At 56.3% G+C, this 17,562-nt stretch carries 17 protein-coding genes, 1 pseudogene and 1 riboswitch; of the genes and pseudogenes, 9 read left to right on the top strand and 9 right to left on the bottom strand.

Translation table 11 applies throughout. The features are described 5' to 3' along the window. Positions 1 to 300 precede the first annotated feature (300 nt). Together purH and purD are read left to right on the top strand one after the other, a co-directional pair. Positions 301 to 1,890, top strand: coding sequence for a bifunctional phosphoribosylaminoimidazolecarboxamide formyltransferase/IMP cyclohydrolase (purH, locus tag JJB97_RS16265; protein WP_238715120.1), 1,590 nt, complete (start codon positions 301 to 303; stop codon positions 1,888 to 1,890). A gap of 14 nt (positions 1,891 to 1,904) precedes the next feature. Then, a complete protein-coding gene (gene purD / locus JJB97_RS16260) occupies positions 1,905 to 3,197 on the top strand; it encodes a phosphoribosylamine--glycine ligase (RefSeq protein WP_238715119.1) in 1,293 nt (430 codons plus the stop codon). A 238-nt stretch (positions 3,198 to 3,435) separates the two neighbouring features. Here purD and JJB97_RS16255 read toward each other — a convergent pair whose 3' ends face one another. From JJB97_RS16255 to nudC, 6 genes are all read right to left on the bottom strand, one after another. Beyond that, the gene (locus JJB97_RS16255; protein WP_238715118.1) at positions 3,436 to 4,137 is read right to left on the bottom strand and encodes a DUF1481 domain-containing protein; all 702 of its coding nucleotides are present in this window, start codon (positions 4,135 to 4,137) and stop codon (positions 3,436 to 3,438) included. A gap of 8 nt (positions 4,138 to 4,145) precedes the next feature. Beyond that, positions 4,146 to 4,418: a nucleoid-associated protein HU-alpha gene (hupA, locus tag JJB97_RS16250; protein ID WP_017375529.1), complete on the bottom strand. Its 273-nt coding sequence runs from the start codon at positions 4,416 to 4,418 to the stop codon at positions 4,146 to 4,148. Positions 4,419 to 4,589: 171 nt separating this feature from the next. Then, on the bottom strand, positions 4,590 to 5,195 hold the full coding sequence (locus tag JJB97_RS16245) for a YjaG family protein (RefSeq protein ID WP_238715117.1): 606 nt from the start codon (positions 5,193 to 5,195) through the stop codon (positions 4,590 to 4,592). A 42-nt stretch (positions 5,196 to 5,237) separates the two neighbouring features. Beyond that, positions 5,238 to 5,909: a deoxyribonuclease V gene (nfi, locus tag JJB97_RS16240; RefSeq protein ID WP_238715116.1), complete on the bottom strand. Its 672-nt coding sequence runs from the start codon at positions 5,907 to 5,909 to the stop codon at positions 5,238 to 5,240. Positions 5,910 to 5,918: 9 nt separating this feature from the next. After that, on the bottom strand, positions 5,919 to 6,983 hold the full coding sequence (hemE, locus tag JJB97_RS16235; RefSeq protein WP_238715115.1) for a uroporphyrinogen decarboxylase: 1,065 nt from the start codon (positions 6,981 to 6,983) through the stop codon (positions 5,919 to 5,921). Between the two features lie 40 nt (positions 6,984 to 7,023). After that, a complete protein-coding gene (nudC, locus tag JJB97_RS16230; RefSeq protein WP_238715114.1) occupies positions 7,024 to 7,797 on the bottom strand; it encodes an NAD(+) diphosphatase in 774 nt (257 codons plus the stop codon). Positions 7,798 to 7,896: 99 nt separating this feature from the next. Here nudC and rsd point away from each other — a divergent pair, with 99 nt between their 5' ends. From rsd to thiH, 7 genes are all read left to right on the top strand, one after another. Next, positions 7,897 to 8,391, top strand: coding sequence for a sigma D regulator (gene rsd / locus JJB97_RS16225; protein WP_238715113.1), 495 nt, complete (start codon positions 7,897 to 7,899; stop codon positions 8,389 to 8,391). Between the two features lie 53 nt (positions 8,392 to 8,444). Then, a riboswitch (TPP riboswitch) is annotated at positions 8,445 to 8,553 on the top strand. An 89-nt stretch (positions 8,554 to 8,642) separates the two neighbouring features. Then, positions 8,643 to 10,571 carry a phosphomethylpyrimidine synthase ThiC gene (thiC, locus tag JJB97_RS16220; protein WP_238715112.1) on the top strand — a complete coding sequence of 643 codons (1,929 nt, stop codon included), beginning with the start codon at positions 8,643 to 8,645 and terminating at the stop codon, positions 10,569 to 10,571. Then, the gene (gene thiE / locus JJB97_RS16215) at positions 10,568 to 11,209 is read left to right on the top strand and encodes a thiamine phosphate synthase (RefSeq protein WP_238715111.1); all 642 of its coding nucleotides are present in this window, start codon (positions 10,568 to 10,570) and stop codon (positions 11,207 to 11,209) included. Before thiC ends, thiE begins: the two co-directional genes overlap by 4 nt. Then, positions 11,202 to 11,957 (top strand): HesA/MoeB/ThiF family protein, encoded by a 756-nt coding sequence (locus tag JJB97_RS16210; RefSeq protein ID WP_238715110.1) that lies wholly within the window; start codon positions 11,202 to 11,204, stop codon positions 11,955 to 11,957. The genes thiE and JJB97_RS16210 overlap by 8 nt, the downstream gene beginning before the upstream one ends. Then, positions 11,941 to 12,141, top strand: a complete 201-nt coding sequence (gene thiS / locus JJB97_RS16205) for a sulfur carrier protein ThiS (protein WP_238715109.1) — start codon at positions 11,941 to 11,943, stop codon at positions 12,139 to 12,141. Before JJB97_RS16210 ends, thiS begins: the two co-directional genes overlap by 17 nt. Position 12,142: 1 nt before the next feature. Next, the gene (locus JJB97_RS16200) at positions 12,143 to 12,913 is read left to right on the top strand and encodes a thiazole synthase (RefSeq protein WP_238715108.1); all 771 of its coding nucleotides are present in this window, start codon (positions 12,143 to 12,145) and stop codon (positions 12,911 to 12,913) included. Beyond that, positions 12,910 to 14,037 carry a 2-iminoacetate synthase ThiH gene (gene thiH / locus JJB97_RS16195; RefSeq protein ID WP_238715107.1) on the top strand — a complete coding sequence of 376 codons (1,128 nt, stop codon included), beginning with the start codon at positions 12,910 to 12,912 and terminating at the stop codon, positions 14,035 to 14,037. Before JJB97_RS16200 ends, thiH begins: the two co-directional genes overlap by 4 nt. A 246-nt stretch (positions 14,038 to 14,283) precedes the next feature. Here thiH and JJB97_RS16190 read toward each other — a convergent pair whose 3' ends face one another. The 3 genes and pseudogenes from JJB97_RS16190 to JJB97_RS16175 form a co-directional block, all read right to left on the bottom strand. Further along, the gene (locus tag JJB97_RS16190) at positions 14,284 to 15,624 is read right to left on the bottom strand and encodes an anaerobic C4-dicarboxylate transporter (protein WP_238715121.1); all 1,341 of its coding nucleotides are present in this window, start codon (positions 15,622 to 15,624) and stop codon (positions 14,284 to 14,286) included. Positions 15,625 to 16,669: 1,045 nt separating this feature from the next. Next, positions 16,670 to 17,137 (bottom strand): DUF6392 family protein, encoded by a 468-nt coding sequence (locus tag JJB97_RS16180; protein ID WP_238715106.1) that lies wholly within the window; start codon positions 17,135 to 17,137, stop codon positions 16,670 to 16,672. After that, positions 17,134 to 17,562 (bottom strand): annotated as a pseudogene (locus tag JJB97_RS16175) (S-type pyocin domain-containing protein); the annotation flags it as partial. The pseudogene JJB97_RS16175 and the gene JJB97_RS16180, both read right to left, overlap by 4 nt.

Here is a 17,562-nt window from a genome sequence, read left to right as displayed (position 1 = left end):
TACGCCGTCGCGCCGTGTCAGTGGTGGCGCATTATAGGGTGTTCCCGGCAGGCCGCAACTGGAAAATGACAGAAAAATGACTGACTGCTGCTTTCCCCAGCAAAACCCCATTTTATACGCATTTGCCCACAGAGTTATCCACAGACCCGCAAAAAATAAAAATTCGCGAGCGTTGCGCAAACGTTTTCGTTACAATGCCGCGCGATAACAGAATGCCCCGCCAGGCGCGTTAGCTGAGCGTTCATAATGAAAATTCAGCTAACGCTCTTAGTCATGTTTCAATTCAGGGGATTTACTATCATGCAACAACGTCGTCCCATACGTCGTGCGCTGCTTAGCGTATCTGACAAAGCCGGCATCATCGAATTCGCTCAGGCGCTCTCTTCACGCAACGTCGAGCTGCTCTCTACAGGCGGCACCGCTCGCCTGCTGGCTGAAGCTGGCTTACCGGTGACGGAAGTGTCTGACTACACCGGTTTCCCTGAAATGATGGACGGGCGCGTAAAAACCCTGCACCCCAAAGTACACGGCGGTATCCTCGGTCGCCGCGGCCTGGATGATGAGGTTATGGCAAAGCACGCTATCGCACCTATTGATATGGTGGTCGTCAATCTCTATCCCTTTGCGCAGACCGTCGCACGCGAAGGCTGCTCGCTGGAAGACGCCGTAGAAAATATCGATATCGGCGGGCCGACGATGGTGCGCTCTGCCGCCAAAAACCATAAAGATGTCGCTATTGTCGTAAAAAGCAGCGATTACGGCGCTATTATTAATGAGATAGACGCCAACGAGGGTTCGCTGACGTTAGCAACCCGTTTCAATCTTGCCATCAAAGCCTTTGAGCACACCGCCGCCTATGACGCTATGATCGCCAACTACTTTGGCAGTATGGTCCCCGCCTATCACGGCGAGACCACGGCGCCGTCTGGCCGCTTTCCGCGCACGCTAAATCTGAACTTCATCAAAAAGCAGGATATGCGCTACGGTGAGAACAGCCACCAGCAGGCAGCCTTTTATATAGAGGAAGGCGTAAAAGAAGCATCGGTCGCCACCGCCGCTCAGCGCCAGGGCAAAGCGCTTTCCTATAACAACATCGCTGATACCGACGCCGCTCTGGAATGCGTGAAAGAATTTGACGAACCGGCCTGCGTAATTGTTAAGCATGCCAACCCGTGCGGCGTAGCGGTGGATAGCTCCATCCTTAACGCCTACAACCGCGCTTACCAGACCGATCCGACCTCAGCCTTTGGCGGCATCATTGCTTTTAATCGCGAGCTGGATGCCGAAACCGCGCAGGCAATTGTCTCCCGCCAGTTTGTGGAGGTGATCATTGCTCCATCCGCCACTGAAGAAGCGTTGAAAATCACAGCCAGCAAACAGAACGTGCGCGTGCTGACCTGCGGCGAGTGGAGCCAGCGCGTGCCGGGCCTTGATTTTAAACGCGTTAACGGCGGCCTGCTGGTGCAGGATCGCGATCTGGGCATGGTCGGCGCGGATGAGCTGCGCGTGGTGACAAAACGCCAGCCCACCGGGCAGGAGTTACGCGACGCGCTGTTCTGCTGGAAGGTGGCGAAGTTCGTGAAATCGAACGCTATCGTCTACGCTCGCGATAATATGACCATTGGTATCGGCGCAGGCCAGATGAGCCGCGTGTACTCAGCCAAAATTGCCGGTATCAAAGCCGGTGACGAAGGGCTGGAAGTGAAAGGTTCAGCGATGGCCTCTGACGCCTTCTTCCCGTTCCGTGACGGTATCGACGCCGCCGCCGCCGTTGGCGTGAGCTGCGTGATTCAGCCTGGCGGCTCCATTCGCGATGAAGAAGTCATTGCCGCCGCCGACGAGCACGGTATTGCGATGATCTTCACCGACATGCGTCACTTCCGCCACTAACAGAGAGCGTAATAATGAAAGTATTAGTGATTGGTAACGGCGGGCGCGAACATGCGCTTGCCTGGAAAGCGGCGCAGTCGCCTCAGGTCAATACTGTTTATGTCGCGCCCGGCAATGCCGGTACTGCGCTGGAGCCCGCGTTGCAGAACGTCAATATCAGCGTCACCGACATCCCGGCGCTGCTGGATTTCGCTCAACGCGAAAAAATCGATCTGACCATCGTTGGACCGGAAGCGCCGCTGGTCATCGGCGTGGTGGATGCCTTTCGCGACGCCGGGCTGACTATTTTTGGCCCAACCAAAGCCGCCGCCCGGCTTGAAGGCTCCAAGGCTTTCACTAAAGATTTTCTGGCGCGCCACAACATACCCACTGCCGAATATCAGAACTTCACGGAAGTGGAGCCTGCGCTGGCTTACGTGCGTGAAAAAGGCGCGCCGATTGTTATCAAGGCCGATGGTCTGGCCGCAGGCAAAGGCGTTATCGTGGCGATGACGCTTAAAGAAGCGGAAGAGGCCATTGAGGACATGCTGGCGGGCAATGCGTTTGGCAACGCGGGCCATCGCGTGGTGGTTGAAGAGTTTCTCGATGGCGAAGAAGCGAGCTTTATTGTCATGGTGGACGGCGAACACGTGCTGCCAATGGCAACCAGCCAGGATCACAAACGCGTGGGCGACAAAGATACCGGCCCGAATACCGGCGGTATGGGCGCTTACTCGCCGGCGCCCGTTGTAACCGACGCCGTCCACCAGCGCACAATGGAACGTATTATCTGGCCAACCGTGCGCGGCATGGCGGCCGAAGGCAATACCTATACCGGCTTCCTGTACGCCGGGTTAATGATTGACCCGGCCGGCAACCCGAAGGTTATCGAATTTAATTGCCGCTTTGGCGATCCGGAAACCCAGCCGATCATGCTGCGAATGAAATCAGATCTGGTGGATCTGTGCATGTATGCCTGCGCCGGCAAGCTCGATGAGAAAACCTCAGAATGGGACGAGCGCGCCGCGCTTGGCGTCGTAATGGCGGCGGGCGGCTATCCTGGCAACTATCGCAGCGGCGATAGGGTTTTCGGCCTGCCTACGCAGACGGGCGGCGAAGGCAAAGTGTTTCATGCCGGAACAGCGCTGAATGCGGCAGGCGATGTTGTGACCAGCGGCGGTCGCGTATTATGCGCCACTGCGCTGGGCCACAGCGTCGGCGAAGCCCAGCAGCGCGCCTATGCGCTGATGGAAAGCATCCGCTGGGACGGCTGCTTTAGCCGTAGCGATATTGGCTGGCGCGCCATTGAACGTGAAAAAAAGAAATAAGTAACAAACAGGCTTGTTGTGGAACGCCGATACGCGCAGCTCAGGCCCGAAATTTCAGAAAAGTAAACCGGCAAAAGCCATTTATTGCGCCGGGGCTGATAACGGCAAAGCAGGCGGAACGGAGCTTTTGCCTGCTTTGATCTTACGGTGAAACGTCAGCCGGAATGCGCTTTTTCTGCGCTCAGCCCGTAAGCCGCACGCCCGGCGACAGGAGAGGGTTATTTGCGCAGCAAACCTTTTAAAACGACTTGGGATCCGGCTGCCAGCTACAGTAGTTCTCGTTCGCCACCAGTAGCAACTGTGCGCCTTCCGGCGCTTCGAGCCAGGCAACGCTCACGGCCATTGATGAATTCGCCTGGCGCTGGCGTATGCGTTTGAGCGCAGCATCGTTCAGCGCAGGCCTCAGACGCTGCCCTTCACAGTTGACGACTGAACCCTCTCCCTGCCAACGCCCCTGATATAGCTCCACGCGACCGGCATGTAGCGCATCGCTGGTTGCGCGCACCTGCTGCGCGCGATAGCGCCAGAGTGCGATGCTGTCGTCCGAAAGCTGCTGCTTTTGGCCGTTCACTTCCCGCTGCATAAAGCTCAGGCCGCCGCGCTCGTCGAAACGAATTTTAATATGTTGAGGAGGCTTGCCGTAGGTTGTTTGCTGCGCCAGCATCAGGTTTTCTCCCTGCCAGCGGTATTCGCCGGTCGCAGTTTCGCCGCTATACCAGGGGCTGAAGGCGGTAAACAGATGAACGCCGCCGCTGGCGTCGTCCTTACGCCAGATACGTACCACGCCGCCGTCGGCAACGTAGCCGCTGGCGGTAAAGGGCAGCGGCGGCGTACGCAAGCTACAGGCAGCGAGCAGCGCAGCGCCTGCCAGCACGCTCGCCCGTTGCCAGACGGACAAAAGGGGCGTTTCCGCCCCTCTGTTAAAACTGTACGCAGCCACGCTGTCTCTTATTTAACAGCGTCTTTCAGCGCCTTACCAGAAACGAATGCCGGTACGTTAGCAGCAGCGATTTTAATTTCTTTACCGGTCTGCGGGTTGCGACCGGTGCGCTCTGCACGGTGGTTCACTTTGAAAGTACCGAAACCCACGAGCTGAACAGCATCACCTTCTTTCAGAGACTCAGTAATGGCAGCCAGGGTAGCTTCCAGAGCTGCTTTAGCTTGCGTTTTAGACAGGTCAGCCTTGTCCGCAATTACATCAATCAGTTGAGTCTTATTCATAAGTTATCCTTACAATGTGTTTATCGCTTGCTAAGCATCGAGTGCGACGAAAATGCCATAATAGCACTCTCCTGCATACACGCACCGATAGCCACTTTTTTTCGCCCCACAAATGTAGACCAGACGGGGGGCTAATTGGAAGCCTTCAGATACGTCAAAACAGGCTATAAATCACGATTTATTGTCTTCTTGCTGCAAATTTATACCGATGTTACTGACTCCTGCCTCTCTGAGGTCTGCACGCAGCCCTTTAATCAGCTCGATATCCCGCTCTTCACAGGCCGCCAGCAGACGATGAATTTCCCACTGAATATCCCATTCCTCTTCTACCGCCGGATTCGTTTTCAGTTCTTCATCCGTCATTTCACGGCCGGCCTGGGTCATTTCCAGCATCGCAACGGTTGTGATAGAAGTTTTACTAACTTCAATAGCGTGTTCCAGCGTTCCGCCGCTCAGCCGCGAATGCAGTAATTCACTCAGCGCCACGCAGGCGTCAATGGCCGGATAAACGCCGTACATTTCGCTGTCTCCGGCTACCGGTATCGCCGCTTCAAGCTTCTCGAGCTGGCTGTCGAAGTTCACTTTGGCATCCTTGACCGTCAGCGTCTCCCACACCAGATCGAGAATACGGCGATAAATCTGCGCATCACCAAAGCCGCTTTGCCTGCAGTACATCGCATAGTTGGGATACATGCGCTCGCAAAGCGACGCCATAAACGTCACGTGCTGCCAGCTTTCCAGCTTTTCCAGGCGCAGGTGAATTGGGTTTTGTAGCATTTATAACTCTCATTAGTCAGAACTGGCGGCAGTGTAACGCAATCAGCGCGGAATTTCTGCAAGCCGCATGAACGCCGGGCGCCCGGAAGCGACTGCGTCAGCCCAGCGCGTCGGTTCAGGCAGGCGATAACCTTTCATACAGCGCTGCACCCAGCTCAGGCTGGTGTCGAGGCCCACGCGGTGCCCGGTAGAAATGAACAGCGGGTTGCAGCGTTTTTTACTGCGCCAGACCCAGGCCAACTGCTCTCCCTTATCCAGCAGCGGTACGGCTTCGCCCGGCGCGTCGGGCAGGTCATCAAACTTACCGCACAGGCGCTTTTTCGCAACGCCAATGGTGGGCGTATCCACCAGCAGGCCGAAGTGGCTGGCCACGCCAAGGCGGCGCGGGTGGGAGATGCCGTGGCCGTCAACGAAGATAAGATCCGGCTTATGGGAAAGCTGCTCCCAGGCCCGTAGCAGCGCCGGATATTCACGAAACGAAAGAAAACCGGGGATATAAGGCATGGTGGTGGGAATACGCGCTATCTGATATTCCATCAGCGTTAGTTCAGGGTATTTCAGCAATACAATCGCCGCGCGCGTGACTTCGCCGCCCTGTTCAAACCCCACATCCGCCCCGGCGATCAGCCGGGGAGGATCGGTATCGAAGCGATCTTCCCGGATAACCGATGATGCCAGTTCAAGCTGCTTTGCGCGCAGCGCGCCAAGTTCCATTCTGTCTCCTTAACGGTGATATTCCGCTGAAAGGCGATGCACCGCGTCGACAAACGCACCTGCATGTTCCGGCGGCACATCCTGATGAATACCGTGACCGAGATTGAACACATGGCCCTCGCCCTGGCCGAAGCCAGCAAGGATAGTCGCCACTTCTTCTTCAATACGCGCGGGCGGCGCATAAAGCATAGACGGATCCATATTGCCCTGCAGCGCCACTTTATCCCCCACGCGACGGCGCGCGTCGGCAATATCCACGCTCCAGTCAAGACCCAGCGCATCACAGCCGGTTTGCGCCATCGCCTCCAGCCACTGGCCGCCGCCCTTGGTAAACAGCGTTACCGGCACGCGCTTACCTTCGTTTTCACGCAGCAGCCCGTCGACGATTTTATGCATATAGTAGAGCGAGAACTGCTGATAATCGCGCCCGGTCAGCACGCCGCCCCAGGTATCAAAGATCATCACCGCCTGCGCCCCGGCGTGAATCTGGGCGTTAAGGTACAACACAACGCTTCTCGCAAGCTTATCGAGCAACGCATGCAGCGTTTGCGGCTCGGCGTACATCATCTTTTTAATGCGCGTGAAGGTCTTAGTGCCGCCGCCTTCTACCATATAGGTCGCCAGCGTCCACGGGCTGCCGGAAAAACCAATCAGCGGCACTTTGCCATTGAGGTCGCTGCGAATGGCGCGCACCGCGTTCATTACATAGCCCAGCTCCTGCTCCGGGTCCGGCACCGGCAGGTTATCAACGTCTGCTTTGCAGGTAATCGGGCGGCTAAAGCGCGGCCCTTCGCCTGTTTCAAAGTACAGGCCAAGCCCCATCGCATCCGGCACGGTCAGTATGTCAGAGAACAGAATAGCGGCATCCAGATCATAACGGCGCAGCGGCTGTAAGGTCACTTCGCTCGCCAGCTCGGCATTTTTGCACAGCGACATAAAGTCGCCGGCCTGGGCGCGCACGGCCTTATATTCCGGCAGATAACGGCCTGCCTGTCTCATCATCCACACCGGCGTGATATCCACAGGTTGACGCAGCAGCGCGCGCAGATAGCGATCGTTTTTTAATTCGGTCATTTTGGCATTTCCTTCAGCGACAAGGCGTCAGTGTATCACGTCATTCATACTGCGCCCGGCACTGTGCAACGGTATCTTCAATCAGGCGGCGCGCCACGGTGCCCGGCGGCGGCAACCGGGGGAGTCGATCATAACGATACCAGCCAGCATCCATCAGCTCTGAGCGATCGATAACCAGCTCTCCTTCATGATAATCAGCCATAAACGCGGTCATCAGCGACTGCGGGAATGGCCACGGCTGGGATGAGACATAGCGCAAATTTTTTACCGCAATACCGCTTTCTTCCCTTACCTCACGCGCCACCGCCTGCTCAAGCGTCTCCCCGACCTCCACAAAACCTGCCAGCACGGTGTAGATACCGTTACGGTGGCGGTTGTGCTGGGCGAGCAGAATGCTGTCTTCGCGTCGAATAGCCACAATAACGCAGGGCGCAATTTGCGGATAATAGCGCTCACGGCAGCGCCCGCATAACATCGCCCATTCGTGCCGGCTGGGGTGCATTTCATGGCCGCAGTAGCCGCAGTAGCGATGAGCTCGCCAGAATTCAGCAAGCTGCACGCCGCGTCCGGCCAACTGAAATAGCCCGGCATCTTCATCCAGCAACTGGCGCACCGATCCCATATCCTGCCGTCGCGCCTGCGCCACCAGCCATACTGGCTCATTCCGCCAGCGGCCGATTTCCACCGCCTGCAGGCCGTCAAGCGCAAAATCCGCAGCGCTACCGTAAGGCAGCTCACCGCGCGGCAGCCATAATTTGTGTTGATAGCTGACTATCCACCAGCCATGGTCTAACTTTTCTAATGTACGTTCCATAAGTGCTTGCCCGACCTCTGTTTCGCTGGCAAATTTGCAACATTAATTTTACATTCCACGTCGCTTTGCGTTTTCATCATATAACTCATGGAGACAATCATGCTAAACCAACTGAAAAGCCTGACTGAACGCGTTGGTGGCAGTAATGAATTATTGGTCCGGTGGCTCCATGACAGAAAGCATCTCCTAGTGGCTTATTACAGCCTGGTCGGCATCAAACCAGGTAAAGCGCCTCATGCTGTGTTGAATGAGCAGGCGCTTGACCGTTTTTGCCAGAATCTGGTGGACTACCTCTCCACCTGCCACTTCTGTATTTATGAACGCATTACCCACGAAATGGAAGGCACGCTTTCTACCTGCAAAATCTGGTCAAAGCTGGAAGCCAATACCGAACAAATAATGGCGTATTACGACAGCCACCTTGAAAAGGCCATCGATCATGATGACTATCTGGCATTTCAGCATGCGCTGTCGGAGATTGGCGAAGCGCTGGCTTCACGATTTGCGCTTGAAGATAAACTCATTGCGCAGATGCTTGAAAAAAACCTGCGCGGCGGCGCTAACGATACCAGTACGTTTGCCCGCCCGGCTTGAGTTTTTTTTCATTAGCGCGTAGCTTAACTGATGCGCCCCCAGTTGGGCGGCGCATTATCTTGTCGGAGTGCCCAGTGCGCAGCACGGGCTGAGACCGTTAATTCGGGATCCGCGGAACCTGCTCAGGTTAAAACCTGCGAAGGGAACAAGAGTAATCACGCCAACTGGCGCGCCCGTTACAGGGCGGCTGTACCCGTTACTCCCTCCGTTGTTCTGACAAGCCACGTCCAGTCACTTAACCGGAACGCGCTATGTCTACATCGACAAAAAAACCAGGCCGCCGCGCACAACGCGCCGCCGCCAGGCAATTTATTAACACGCTGGAAGGCGCCCAATTTCCCAACTCTCGCCGCATTTACCTGCAAGGCAGGCGTAGCGATATCCGCGTGCCGATGCGTGAAATCCAGCTTAGCCCGACGCTCATCGACGCCAGCAAAACCAACCCACAGTATGAAGTTAACGAGCCGGTACCCGTATATGACACCTCCGGCCCCTATGGCGACCCGAACATCGCCATTAACGTTCATGCAGGGCTGGCGAAGCTGCGCAGCGCCTGGATTGCCGAACGCAACGATACAGAGCGCCTCAGCAACCGCAGCTCTGCGTACGCCCGCGAACGCCTTGCCGATGCGGATCCCGACAACCTGCGCTTCGCCGGCCTGCCGACGCCAAAACGCGCGCGGCCCGGCAAGCGCGTGACCCAGCTACACTACGCGCGCCGGGGCATTGTTACGCCAGAGATGGAATTTATCGCCCTGCGTGAAAATATGGGCCGCGAGCGCGTACGCAGCCAGCGCCTTCGCCAGCAGCATCCGGGAATAAATTTTGGCGCACGCCTGCCACAGAACATCACACCGGAATTTGTGCGCGATGAGGTAGCCGCCGGGCGCGCCATTATTCCCGCCAACATTAATCATCCGGAATCGGAGCCGATGGTTATTGGACGCAATTTTCTGGTGAAAATAAACGCCAATATTGGTAACTCTGCCGTGTCATCCTCTATTGAAGAAGAGGTGGAAAAGCTGGTGTGGGCCACGCGCTGGGGCGCTGACACAGTGATGGATCTCTCCACCGGACGTTATATCCACGAAACCCGCGAGTGGATCCTGCGCAACAGCCCGGTGCCGATCGGCACAGTACCCATCTACCAGGCCCTGGAAAAGGTGAACGGCATCGCCGAAGACCTGACGTGGGATACGTTTCGCGACACGCTGCTGGAGCAGGCAGAACAGGGGGTGGATTACTTCACTATTCACGCAGGCGTGCTGCTGCGCTACGTGCCAATGACGGCTTCACGTCTGACCGGCATTGTTTCACGCGGCGGCGCTATCATGGCGAAATGGTGTCTGTCACACCATAAAGAAAACTTCCTGTATGAGCATTTTCGCGAAATCTGCGAAATTTGCGCCGCTTATGATGTCTCGCTGTCGCTGGGCGACGGCCTGCGCCCTGGTTCCATCCAGGACGCCAACGACGAGGCGCAGTTTGCCGAACTGCATACGCTGGGCGAGCTGACCAGAATTGCCTGGGAATACGACGTGCAGGTGATGATCGAAGGCCCCGGACACGTGCCGATGCAGATGATTCGCCGCAATATGACCGAAGAGCTGGAGCACTGCCACGAAGCGCCGTTTTATACCCTCGGGCCGCTAACGACCGACATCGCGCCAGGCTATGACCACTTCACCTCCGGCATTGGCGCAGCGATGATTGGCTGGTTTGGCTGCGCCATGCTGTGTTACGTCACACCGAAAGAGCACCTGGGACTTCCGAATAAAGAAGATGTAAAACAAGGGCTTATCGCATACAGAATTGCCGCTCATGCCGCCGATATGGCAAAGGGACACCCTGGCGCGCAAATTCGCGATAACGCCATGTCAAAGGCGCGCTTCGAGTTCCGCTGGGAAGACCAGTTCAACCTGGCGCTTGACCCATTCACCGCCCGCGCCTGGCACGATGAAACAATGCCGCAGGAATCCGGCAAGGTTGCCCATTTCTGTTCTATGTGCGGCCCGAAATTCTGTTCGATGAAAATTACCCGGGAAGTGCGTGACTATGCGGCCGCGCAAAACGCGGATGCCGGGATGCAGAATATGTCGCGCGCGTTTCGCGCCAGAGGCGGGGACATTTACATACGGCCCCACACAGACGCCACGCCCGCCCGGCCGGAGGAAGCATGATAGTTTATCACCCCCTTTTTCCACCTGCGCCTTCGCGCCTCGGGCTTTATCCGGTGGTCGATAGCGTTGAGTGGATTGCGCGCCTGCTGGAGGCAGGCGCGCGCACAATCCAGCTGCGCATTAAAGACAGACAGGACAGCGAGGCCGAACAGGACATTATCGCCGCCATTAAGCTTGGCAGACGCTACAACGCCCGGCTGTATATTAATGACTACTGGCGGCTGGCGATAAAGCACGGCGCTTACGGCGTACACCTGGGCCAGCAGGACCTGCAAACCGCCAGCCTGGAGGCTATACGCAACGCCGGGCTGCGCCTTGGCATCTCGACGCACGACGACAGGGAAATTGACGTGGCGCTGGCGACGCGCCCGTCTTACATCGCACTCGGCCACGTGTTCCCAACCCGGACTAAACAGATGCCGTCTGCGCCGCAGGGGCTGGAGCAACTGGCGACACACATCAAACGGCTGGGCGATTATCCGACCGTCGCCATCGGCGGCATCAGCCTTGAGCGCGCGCCGGCCGTGCTGGCGACAGGGGTTGGCAGCATTGCTGTAGTAAGCGCGATTACGCAGGCAATGGACTGGCGCGCCGCCACAAAACAGTTGCTGGAGCTGGCGGGAGCGGGCGATGAATAATGCGGATTTTATGCGTTACAGCCGCCAGCTACTGCTGGAGGATATCGCGCTGGAAGGCCAACAGCGGCTGTTGCAAAGCCGGGTGCTGATTATCGGGCTTGGCGGGCTTGGCTCCCCGGCGGCGCTGTGGCTTGCGGGCGCGGGCGTCGGCACGCTGGCGCTTGCCGATGACGACAGCGTGCATATCAGCAACCTGCAACGCCAAATACTGTTTAATACCGATGATATCGACACGCCAAAAACGCGCGCGGCCGCGCGGCGGCTTCAGCGGCTTAACCCCGGCGTACGGCTGGAAACGCTCAATCGGCGGCTAACCGGCGAGGCGCTGCGCCACGCGGTCGCCAGCGCAGATCTGGTACTCGACTGTACCGATAACATGGCGACACGCCAGGCCATTAACGCCGCCTGCGTGGCGCAGGGAACGCCGCTTATCAGCGCCAGCGCCGTAGGCTTTGGCGGTCAGATGCTGGTGCTGACGCCGCCCTGGCGGCACGGCTGCTATCGCTGTTTGTGGCCGCAGATGAGCGAACCTGCACGCAACTGCCGCAACGCGGGCGTACTCGGCCCGGTGGTTGGCGTGATGGGCACGCTCCAGGCGCTGGAAGCCATCAAGCTGCTGTGCGGCATGGAGGTGCGCAGCGACTGCCTGCGCCTGTTCGACGCCCGCGCCCACCAGTGGCGCGTCCTTACCCGCCAGCGTGCGGCAAACTGCCCGGTATGTGGAGGCGCGAATGCACATTCTGCTTAACGATGCGCCGCTTCGCTGCGAGCCGGGTGAAACCCTGCGTCAACTGCTGGCAAGACTTGAGCTGGATAACCCCGGCAGCGCGCTGGCGCTTAACCAGACCATTCTTCCGCGCGAGCGGTGGGACCATCACATTTTGCAGGACGGCGACGTCCTGCTGCTGTTTCAGGCGATTGCCGGAGGCTGACATGCTACAAATTGCGGATAAAACCTTTCATTCGCGTCTGTTTACCGGCACAGGCAAATTCGCCTCGCCGGAAATCATGACAAATGCGCTGCGCGCGTCCGGTTCGCCGTTGGTGACAATGGCAATGAAGCGCGTGGATCTCAATAACCGTCACGACGCCATCCTCGCGCCGCTGCGTGAACTTGGCGTATCCCTTTTGCCCAACACCTCTGGCGCGCGCAGCGCCGCCGAAGCTATCTTTGCCGCGCGCCTGGCGCGCGAAGCGCTCGGCACAAACTGGGTAAAGCTGGAGATTCACCCGGACGCGCGCTGGCTACTACCCGACCCGGTTGAAACGCTCAGGGCGGCAGAACAACTGGCGAAGGAAGATTTTGTCGTGCTGCCCTACTGCGGGGCCGACCCGGTGCTGTGCAAGCGGCTGGAGGAAGCAGGCTGCGCGGCGGTGATGCCGCTGGGGGCGCCCATAGGTTCCAGCCAGGGGCTGCAAACCCGGGCGTTTCTGGAAATAATCATCGAGCAGGCAAACGTGCCGGTGGTGGTGGATGCCGGGATAGGCGCGCCCAGTCATGCCGCCGAAGCGCTGGAAATGGGCGCTGATGCGGTGCTGGTGAATACCGCTATTGCGGTAGCAGGCGATCCGGTGCGCATGGCGCAGGCGTTCCGGCTGGCGGTCGAGGCCGGCCGCATCGCAGCCCTGGCCGGCCAGAGCGCACGCTTTCATCAAGCCGTGGCGTCCAGCCCGCTCACAGGTTTTCTGGAGGCGGCCCCATGAATACGTTTACCGACCGCTGGCGCGAGCTGAACTGGGACGCGTTTACGCTTGCGATTAACAGTAAGCGCCCGCGCGACGTTGAGCGCGCGCTGGAAGCCAGCAAACCGACTGCAGACGATATGATGGCGCTGCTGTCGCCTGCGGGCGCAAATTACCTGGAACCGATGGCGCAAAAGGCCCGGCAACTTACGCGCCAGCGCTTCGGCAATACCGTGGGGCTGTACGTGCCGCTCTATCTCTCCAACTTGTGCGCCAACGACTGCACCTACTGCGGCTTTTCAATGAGCAATCACATTAAGCGTAAGACACTGGATGCCGAAGAGATCGCGCGCGAGTGCGAAGCGCTGCGAAAGATGGGGTTTCAACATTTACTGCTCGTCACCGGCGAGCACCCAAACAAGGTAGGCATGGATTACTTCCGTAAGCATCTTCCCGCTATCCGCGCCCGCTTCAGCTCGCTGCAAATGGAGGTACAGCCGCTCACGCAGGCAGAGTATGCCGAGCTGAAAACTCTCGGGCTGGACGGCGTGCTGGTATATCAGGAGACCTATCACCAGGCCGCCTACGCACGTCACCATCTACGGGGCGCCAAACAGGACTTTTTCTGGCGGCTGGAAACGCCGGACCGCCTCGGGCGCGCGGGGATTGATAAAATCGGCCTCGGTTCGCTTACCGGCTTGTCTGAAAGCTGGCGCACCGACTGCTTTATGGTGGCGGAACATCTGCTGTGGCTACAGAAACGCTACTGGCAAAGCCGCTACTCGGTGGCCTTTCCGCGCCTGCGTCCGTGCGCAGGCGGTGTGGCGCCAGCATCTGTTATGGATGAACGTCAACTGGCGCAGGCCATTTGCGCGTTTCGTCTACTCTCCCCCCAGGTCGAACTAACGCTCTCCACCCGCGAATCCCCCGCCTTTCGCGATAAAATGGTGCCCGTTGCCATCAATAGCGTAAGCGCCTTTTCGAAAACGCAGCCAGGTGGATATGCCGATAACCGGCCTGAACTGGAGCAGTTTTCACCGCACGATGGTCGTACGCCATCCGACGTTGCCGCCGCGCTCACGCGCGCAGGCCTGCAACCCGTATGGAAAGACTGGGACAGTTATCTGGGACGCGCATCGCAGTGATTGTATCGTTTTGCAGAGAACGTGAATTCATCCTGAAGGCAGCTCGAAAAGCGCGGAATGCCCCATTGTCGCCATAGTCTGTATACACTATTGTCGCGCTGTCGGGCCGCACACCCGATCGGGGCGGTAACTTTTCCTTCCTCTTGCCGCCCCGCCTCCCCGGCTAAACGCTGACGCTGGCCGCCTTCGCGACTTTATTATTCGGCGTAACGGCATCTATAGCGCAATACAGCCGCCAGCAACGTCTTAAAGAAAGCCGTACATTGCCGCAAACACCCAGCCAAAAACGCATGAGACGCTAACGCCAATAAGTCCCGGCAGGATAAAGCTATGGTTAATCACAAAGCGGCCGATATGCGTGGTGCCAGAACGATCGAACTGGATTGCAGCCAAATCGCTTGGGTAGGTCGGCAGAATGTAATATCCATAGCAGGCGGGAGCGGAGGCGACAATATAGGCCGGATCGACGCCAATCGCCAACGCCACCGGGACAATTGCCGCTAACGCCGCCGCCTGAGAGTTAACAAATTTCGACACCAGCAGCAAAACGATAGCATAGGCCCACGGATATTCTTTGACCACCTCCCCCAGCACGCCTTTAATTTCAGCCATATGGGCGCCGAACATGGTTTCCGCCATCCATGCAATACCATATACCGCAACGATGGCGATCATCCCCGAACGGAAAACCTCATTTTTGGAAATTAATGCCGGGTTAGTTTTAGTAATGATGATAATAAGCGCCCCGCAGAGCAGCATAAACATCTGTATTACCAGCACCATCGACAGCGGCTTGCCGTTAAATGCCGGGCGCAGTTCGCTAAAGGCGCCGAGTAAAGCAACCACCGCGATCGACGCAAGAAAAATCCACATCGCTATCCAGTTGCTACCCGGAAGCTTTTTATCAAGCAGCGTGGCGGTATCGCCATAAACATAGTGATGGTTTTCCGGCGTCGCAATAAACGCCTGAAAGGTTTCGTCTTTGTCGAGGTCTTTACCGCGAAACCAGCTAAAAATACCAATTGCCAGTATCCCCAGCAGCGTTGAGGGAATGGTTATCGCCAGCAGATCGAGAAACTCAAGTTGTTTACCGTTAAAGGTAAAGTTGCCGAGCATCGCCACCAGGGAGACGACCGCAACAGAAACCGGGCTGGCGATTATTCCCATCTGGGCGCCAATTGAACTTGCGGCCATTGGGCGTTCCGGGCGAATATTATTTTTAATCGCGACATCGTAAATAATAGGCAGGATCGTATACACCACATGGCCAGTGCCGCACAAAATCGTCAGCGTACAGGTGACGAATGGCGCGACGATCGAAACATACTTCGGATTACGCCGCAGCAGTTTTTCGGCAATCTGCAGCATCACGTCTAATCCGCCAGAAGCCTGTAACGTCGCTGAGGCGGCCACCACGGCGATGATCACCAGCATGACGTCAACGGGGGGCTTTCCCGGCTGGAGATGAAAGACAAAAACTAAGATAACTAACCCAATACCGCCTAACAGACCGAGCGCAATCCCCCCTTTTTTCGCGCCATAGAACAGGCAAATTAAAATAATGATAAGTTGTATAGCAAACTCCATACTTCCCCCAAAAATATCCATTAAATATCGACATTTCTTTCCGCTTTTTTATTTGCTCGCCTCCTCTATTGTCTTTTTAACAGGCGTAACACTCTCCCCGGTTGCGGTAAACCGAAAAGCGCAGGGAAGTAAGCACATTATTATTATGGTTTTTTTAACTATATAGCGTTTACGTTGCTTATTTTTTGATACGTGTAGAATTTTCACCTGTTAAGTCATGCGGAAAAACGGAGCTGGAAATAAATAACGCCAGAAAAGGGGGTAAGTTGATAAATAATTGAAAAATTTACTTTAAATAATTGTGCCTTAAAAGTAGGTAAAATCAATCGCCTCAATAAACGGGCAGGCAATAACCTTCAAAACCCCGCGCGACCCAGCTAATAAAACCATTTGCTTTCTTCATAGCCTTAGCCGTTACACCATTTCCACAGGGCGCTACGCTTCTTCGGCTTCGGAACATCTTCCGGCGCGGTGGGCTTCTTCTTTTTAGCCGTCTGCGNTTGCGCCGGTAATGCCCGGAAGAAACACATCTGCGCAAAATTGGTATGCGGCTCCTGTTGTTCTCCGGCATCGTTACAGCCATCGCCACGCAGGCAGGATTTCGCAAAGACCCGGTTACGCTCCCGCTCCACGGCCAGCCGCTTTTCTTCCGCTTCCCGCTCAGCCTTACGCTGCGCCAGAAAGGCGGCCTGTTTCTCCGCCGCTATCTGTTCCAACGACGGTCCCATCCACTGGGTCCAACCCGGAAAAGCACGTAAAAACGCCACTGGCAGCAGCCGCTGGTAACCGGAGATCGCATGGAACGCGAGAGTGAAAAAGTAACTTTTTCGCCTGAAGAAGCCAGTTTGAAGCAGCTAAACTGACTGTCCTGTTTTGGTGGCTGTTCCTGCGAAGATCGGTTAGCGCCTGGTTTCGGCAAGTTTGCCGTTCGACGAAACCGAACCAACCCGCCTTCCGGCGGTTTTTTTCGCCTACAGGGCAATAGGTCACGCGCAGCGGTGAACGATCTCAAGAGGATCTTTTTACGATCCTCCAGAAAATGAGATCACCAGCGTAGTTCGGAGGTCGGAAGAAACACAACCGAAGAAACCATATCAGCGACATCATAATTAACCTGCATACTCATCGAGACATGGCGTCCACTAACAGTAAAAATATCTGTCCAACCAAAAGCCCGCTTCATAATGACTTCTGGAGGAGAGCTTCGCTCAGGCTCTCCCAACGTTTCATGGACCCAGCTCCGCGACATAGTACTTTTAAGTGGTGCCGGTAGTTCATTAGGAAAGACCCAATTATTAACGCTATCGTATTGAATACTTAGAATAACAGACCATAACTGACGTCCTTCTCTCTTAAAAGTTAGGTGAACCCCTTCTTTTGCCATATCCAGTGTTAAATCAGGATCTCCCGGATAACCGGTTGGTTTTGTTTTATAAGGAATTAACCCTTCGTCGAACAACTCTTGATAGGTTTTACCTATACCGCTGATTAAAGCACCTACATTTACTGTCATTTGTACAGTCCCATATCTCTGTTCAACTTATGCATTTTCGCTCTGGCCACCTCTATCTGGCCCTCCGTTGCGCCATGCTCTTTCAATGCCGGTTTGATGGTATCCAGATTACGGTCCAACGCTGCCCGCAGGTTGCGCGAATCCAGTTCGATTTGAGCTGGTTTATTACGCCCGCCGTATGTCTCACTGATCTTCTGGTGAGCTTCTTTTGGTATCACTATTGCGGCAACATCTTCAGCCATTCGATCTAACTGTTTAGAGTCGAGTTTCGGATATTTTTGTTTTAAATAAGCCCGAACAGCCGCAGCCGATGGCATATGGTCCGCCTCATATTTACCCTGACGAGACCAGCGCTTAAAGTCGCTGTACAGCTCCACTTCCAGGAACTCCACCGGCGGCTTGCTCAGGTAGATATAAATCGGCGG

It is taken from the genome of Tenebrionibacter intestinalis, assembly GCF_016632365.1.
Classification (GTDB): domain Bacteria; phylum Pseudomonadota; class Gammaproteobacteria; order Enterobacterales; family Enterobacteriaceae; genus Tenebrionibacter; species Tenebrionibacter intestinalis.
Note: the sequence above shows the minus strand (reverse complement) of the source record. Positions and strands in the feature narration are given on the sequence as shown.

What these genes read in the sequence shown, in the direction of transcription:
- purH (WP_238715120.1), top strand. Translation starts at nt 301, where the DNA reads ATGCAACAACGTCGTCCCATACGTCGTGCGCTGCTTAGCGTATCTGAC.
- purD (WP_238715119.1), top strand. Translation starts at nt 1,905, where the DNA reads ATGAAAGTATTAGTGATTGGTAACGGCGGGCGCGAACATGCGCTTGCC.
- hupA (WP_017375529.1), bottom strand. Translation starts at nt 4,418, where the DNA reads ATGAATAAGACTCAACTGATTGATGTAATTGCGGACAAGGCTGACCTG.
- JJB97_RS16245 (WP_238715117.1), bottom strand. Translation starts at nt 5,195, where the DNA reads ATGCTACAAAACCCAATTCACCTGCGCCTGGAAAAGCTGGAAAGCTGG.
- nfi (WP_238715116.1), bottom strand. Translation starts at nt 5,909, where the DNA reads ATGGAACTTGGCGCGCTGCGCGCAAAGCAGCTTGAACTGGCATCATCG.
- hemE (WP_238715115.1), bottom strand. Translation starts at nt 6,983, where the DNA reads ATGACCGAATTAAAAAACGATCGCTATCTGCGCGCGCTGCTGCGTCAA.
- nudC (WP_238715114.1), bottom strand. Translation starts at nt 7,797, where the DNA reads ATGGAACGTACATTAGAAAAGTTAGACCATGGCTGGTGGATAGTCAGC.
- rsd (WP_238715113.1), top strand. Translation starts at nt 7,897, where the DNA reads ATGCTAAACCAACTGAAAAGCCTGACTGAACGCGTTGGTGGCAGTAAT.
- thiC (WP_238715112.1), top strand. Translation starts at nt 8,643, where the DNA reads ATGTCTACATCGACAAAAAAACCAGGCCGCCGCGCACAACGCGCCGCC.
- thiE (WP_238715111.1), top strand. Translation starts at nt 10,568, where the DNA reads ATGATAGTTTATCACCCCCTTTTTCCACCTGCGCCTTCGCGCCTCGGG.
- JJB97_RS16210 (WP_238715110.1), top strand. Translation starts at nt 11,202, where the DNA reads ATGAATAATGCGGATTTTATGCGTTACAGCCGCCAGCTACTGCTGGAG.
- thiS (WP_238715109.1), top strand. Translation starts at nt 11,941, where the DNA reads ATGCACATTCTGCTTAACGATGCGCCGCTTCGCTGCGAGCCGGGTGAA.
- JJB97_RS16200 (WP_238715108.1), top strand. Translation starts at nt 12,143, where the DNA reads ATGCTACAAATTGCGGATAAAACCTTTCATTCGCGTCTGTTTACCGGC.
- thiH (WP_238715107.1), top strand. Translation starts at nt 12,910, where the DNA reads ATGAATACGTTTACCGACCGCTGGCGCGAGCTGAACTGGGACGCGTTT.
- JJB97_RS16190 (WP_238715121.1), bottom strand. Translation starts at nt 15,624, where the DNA reads ATGGAGTTTGCTATACAACTTATCATTATTTTAATTTGCCTGTTCTAT.
- JJB97_RS16180 (WP_238715106.1), bottom strand. Translation starts at nt 17,137, where the DNA reads ATGACAGTAAATGTAGGTGCTTTAATCAGCGGTATAGGTAAAACCTAT.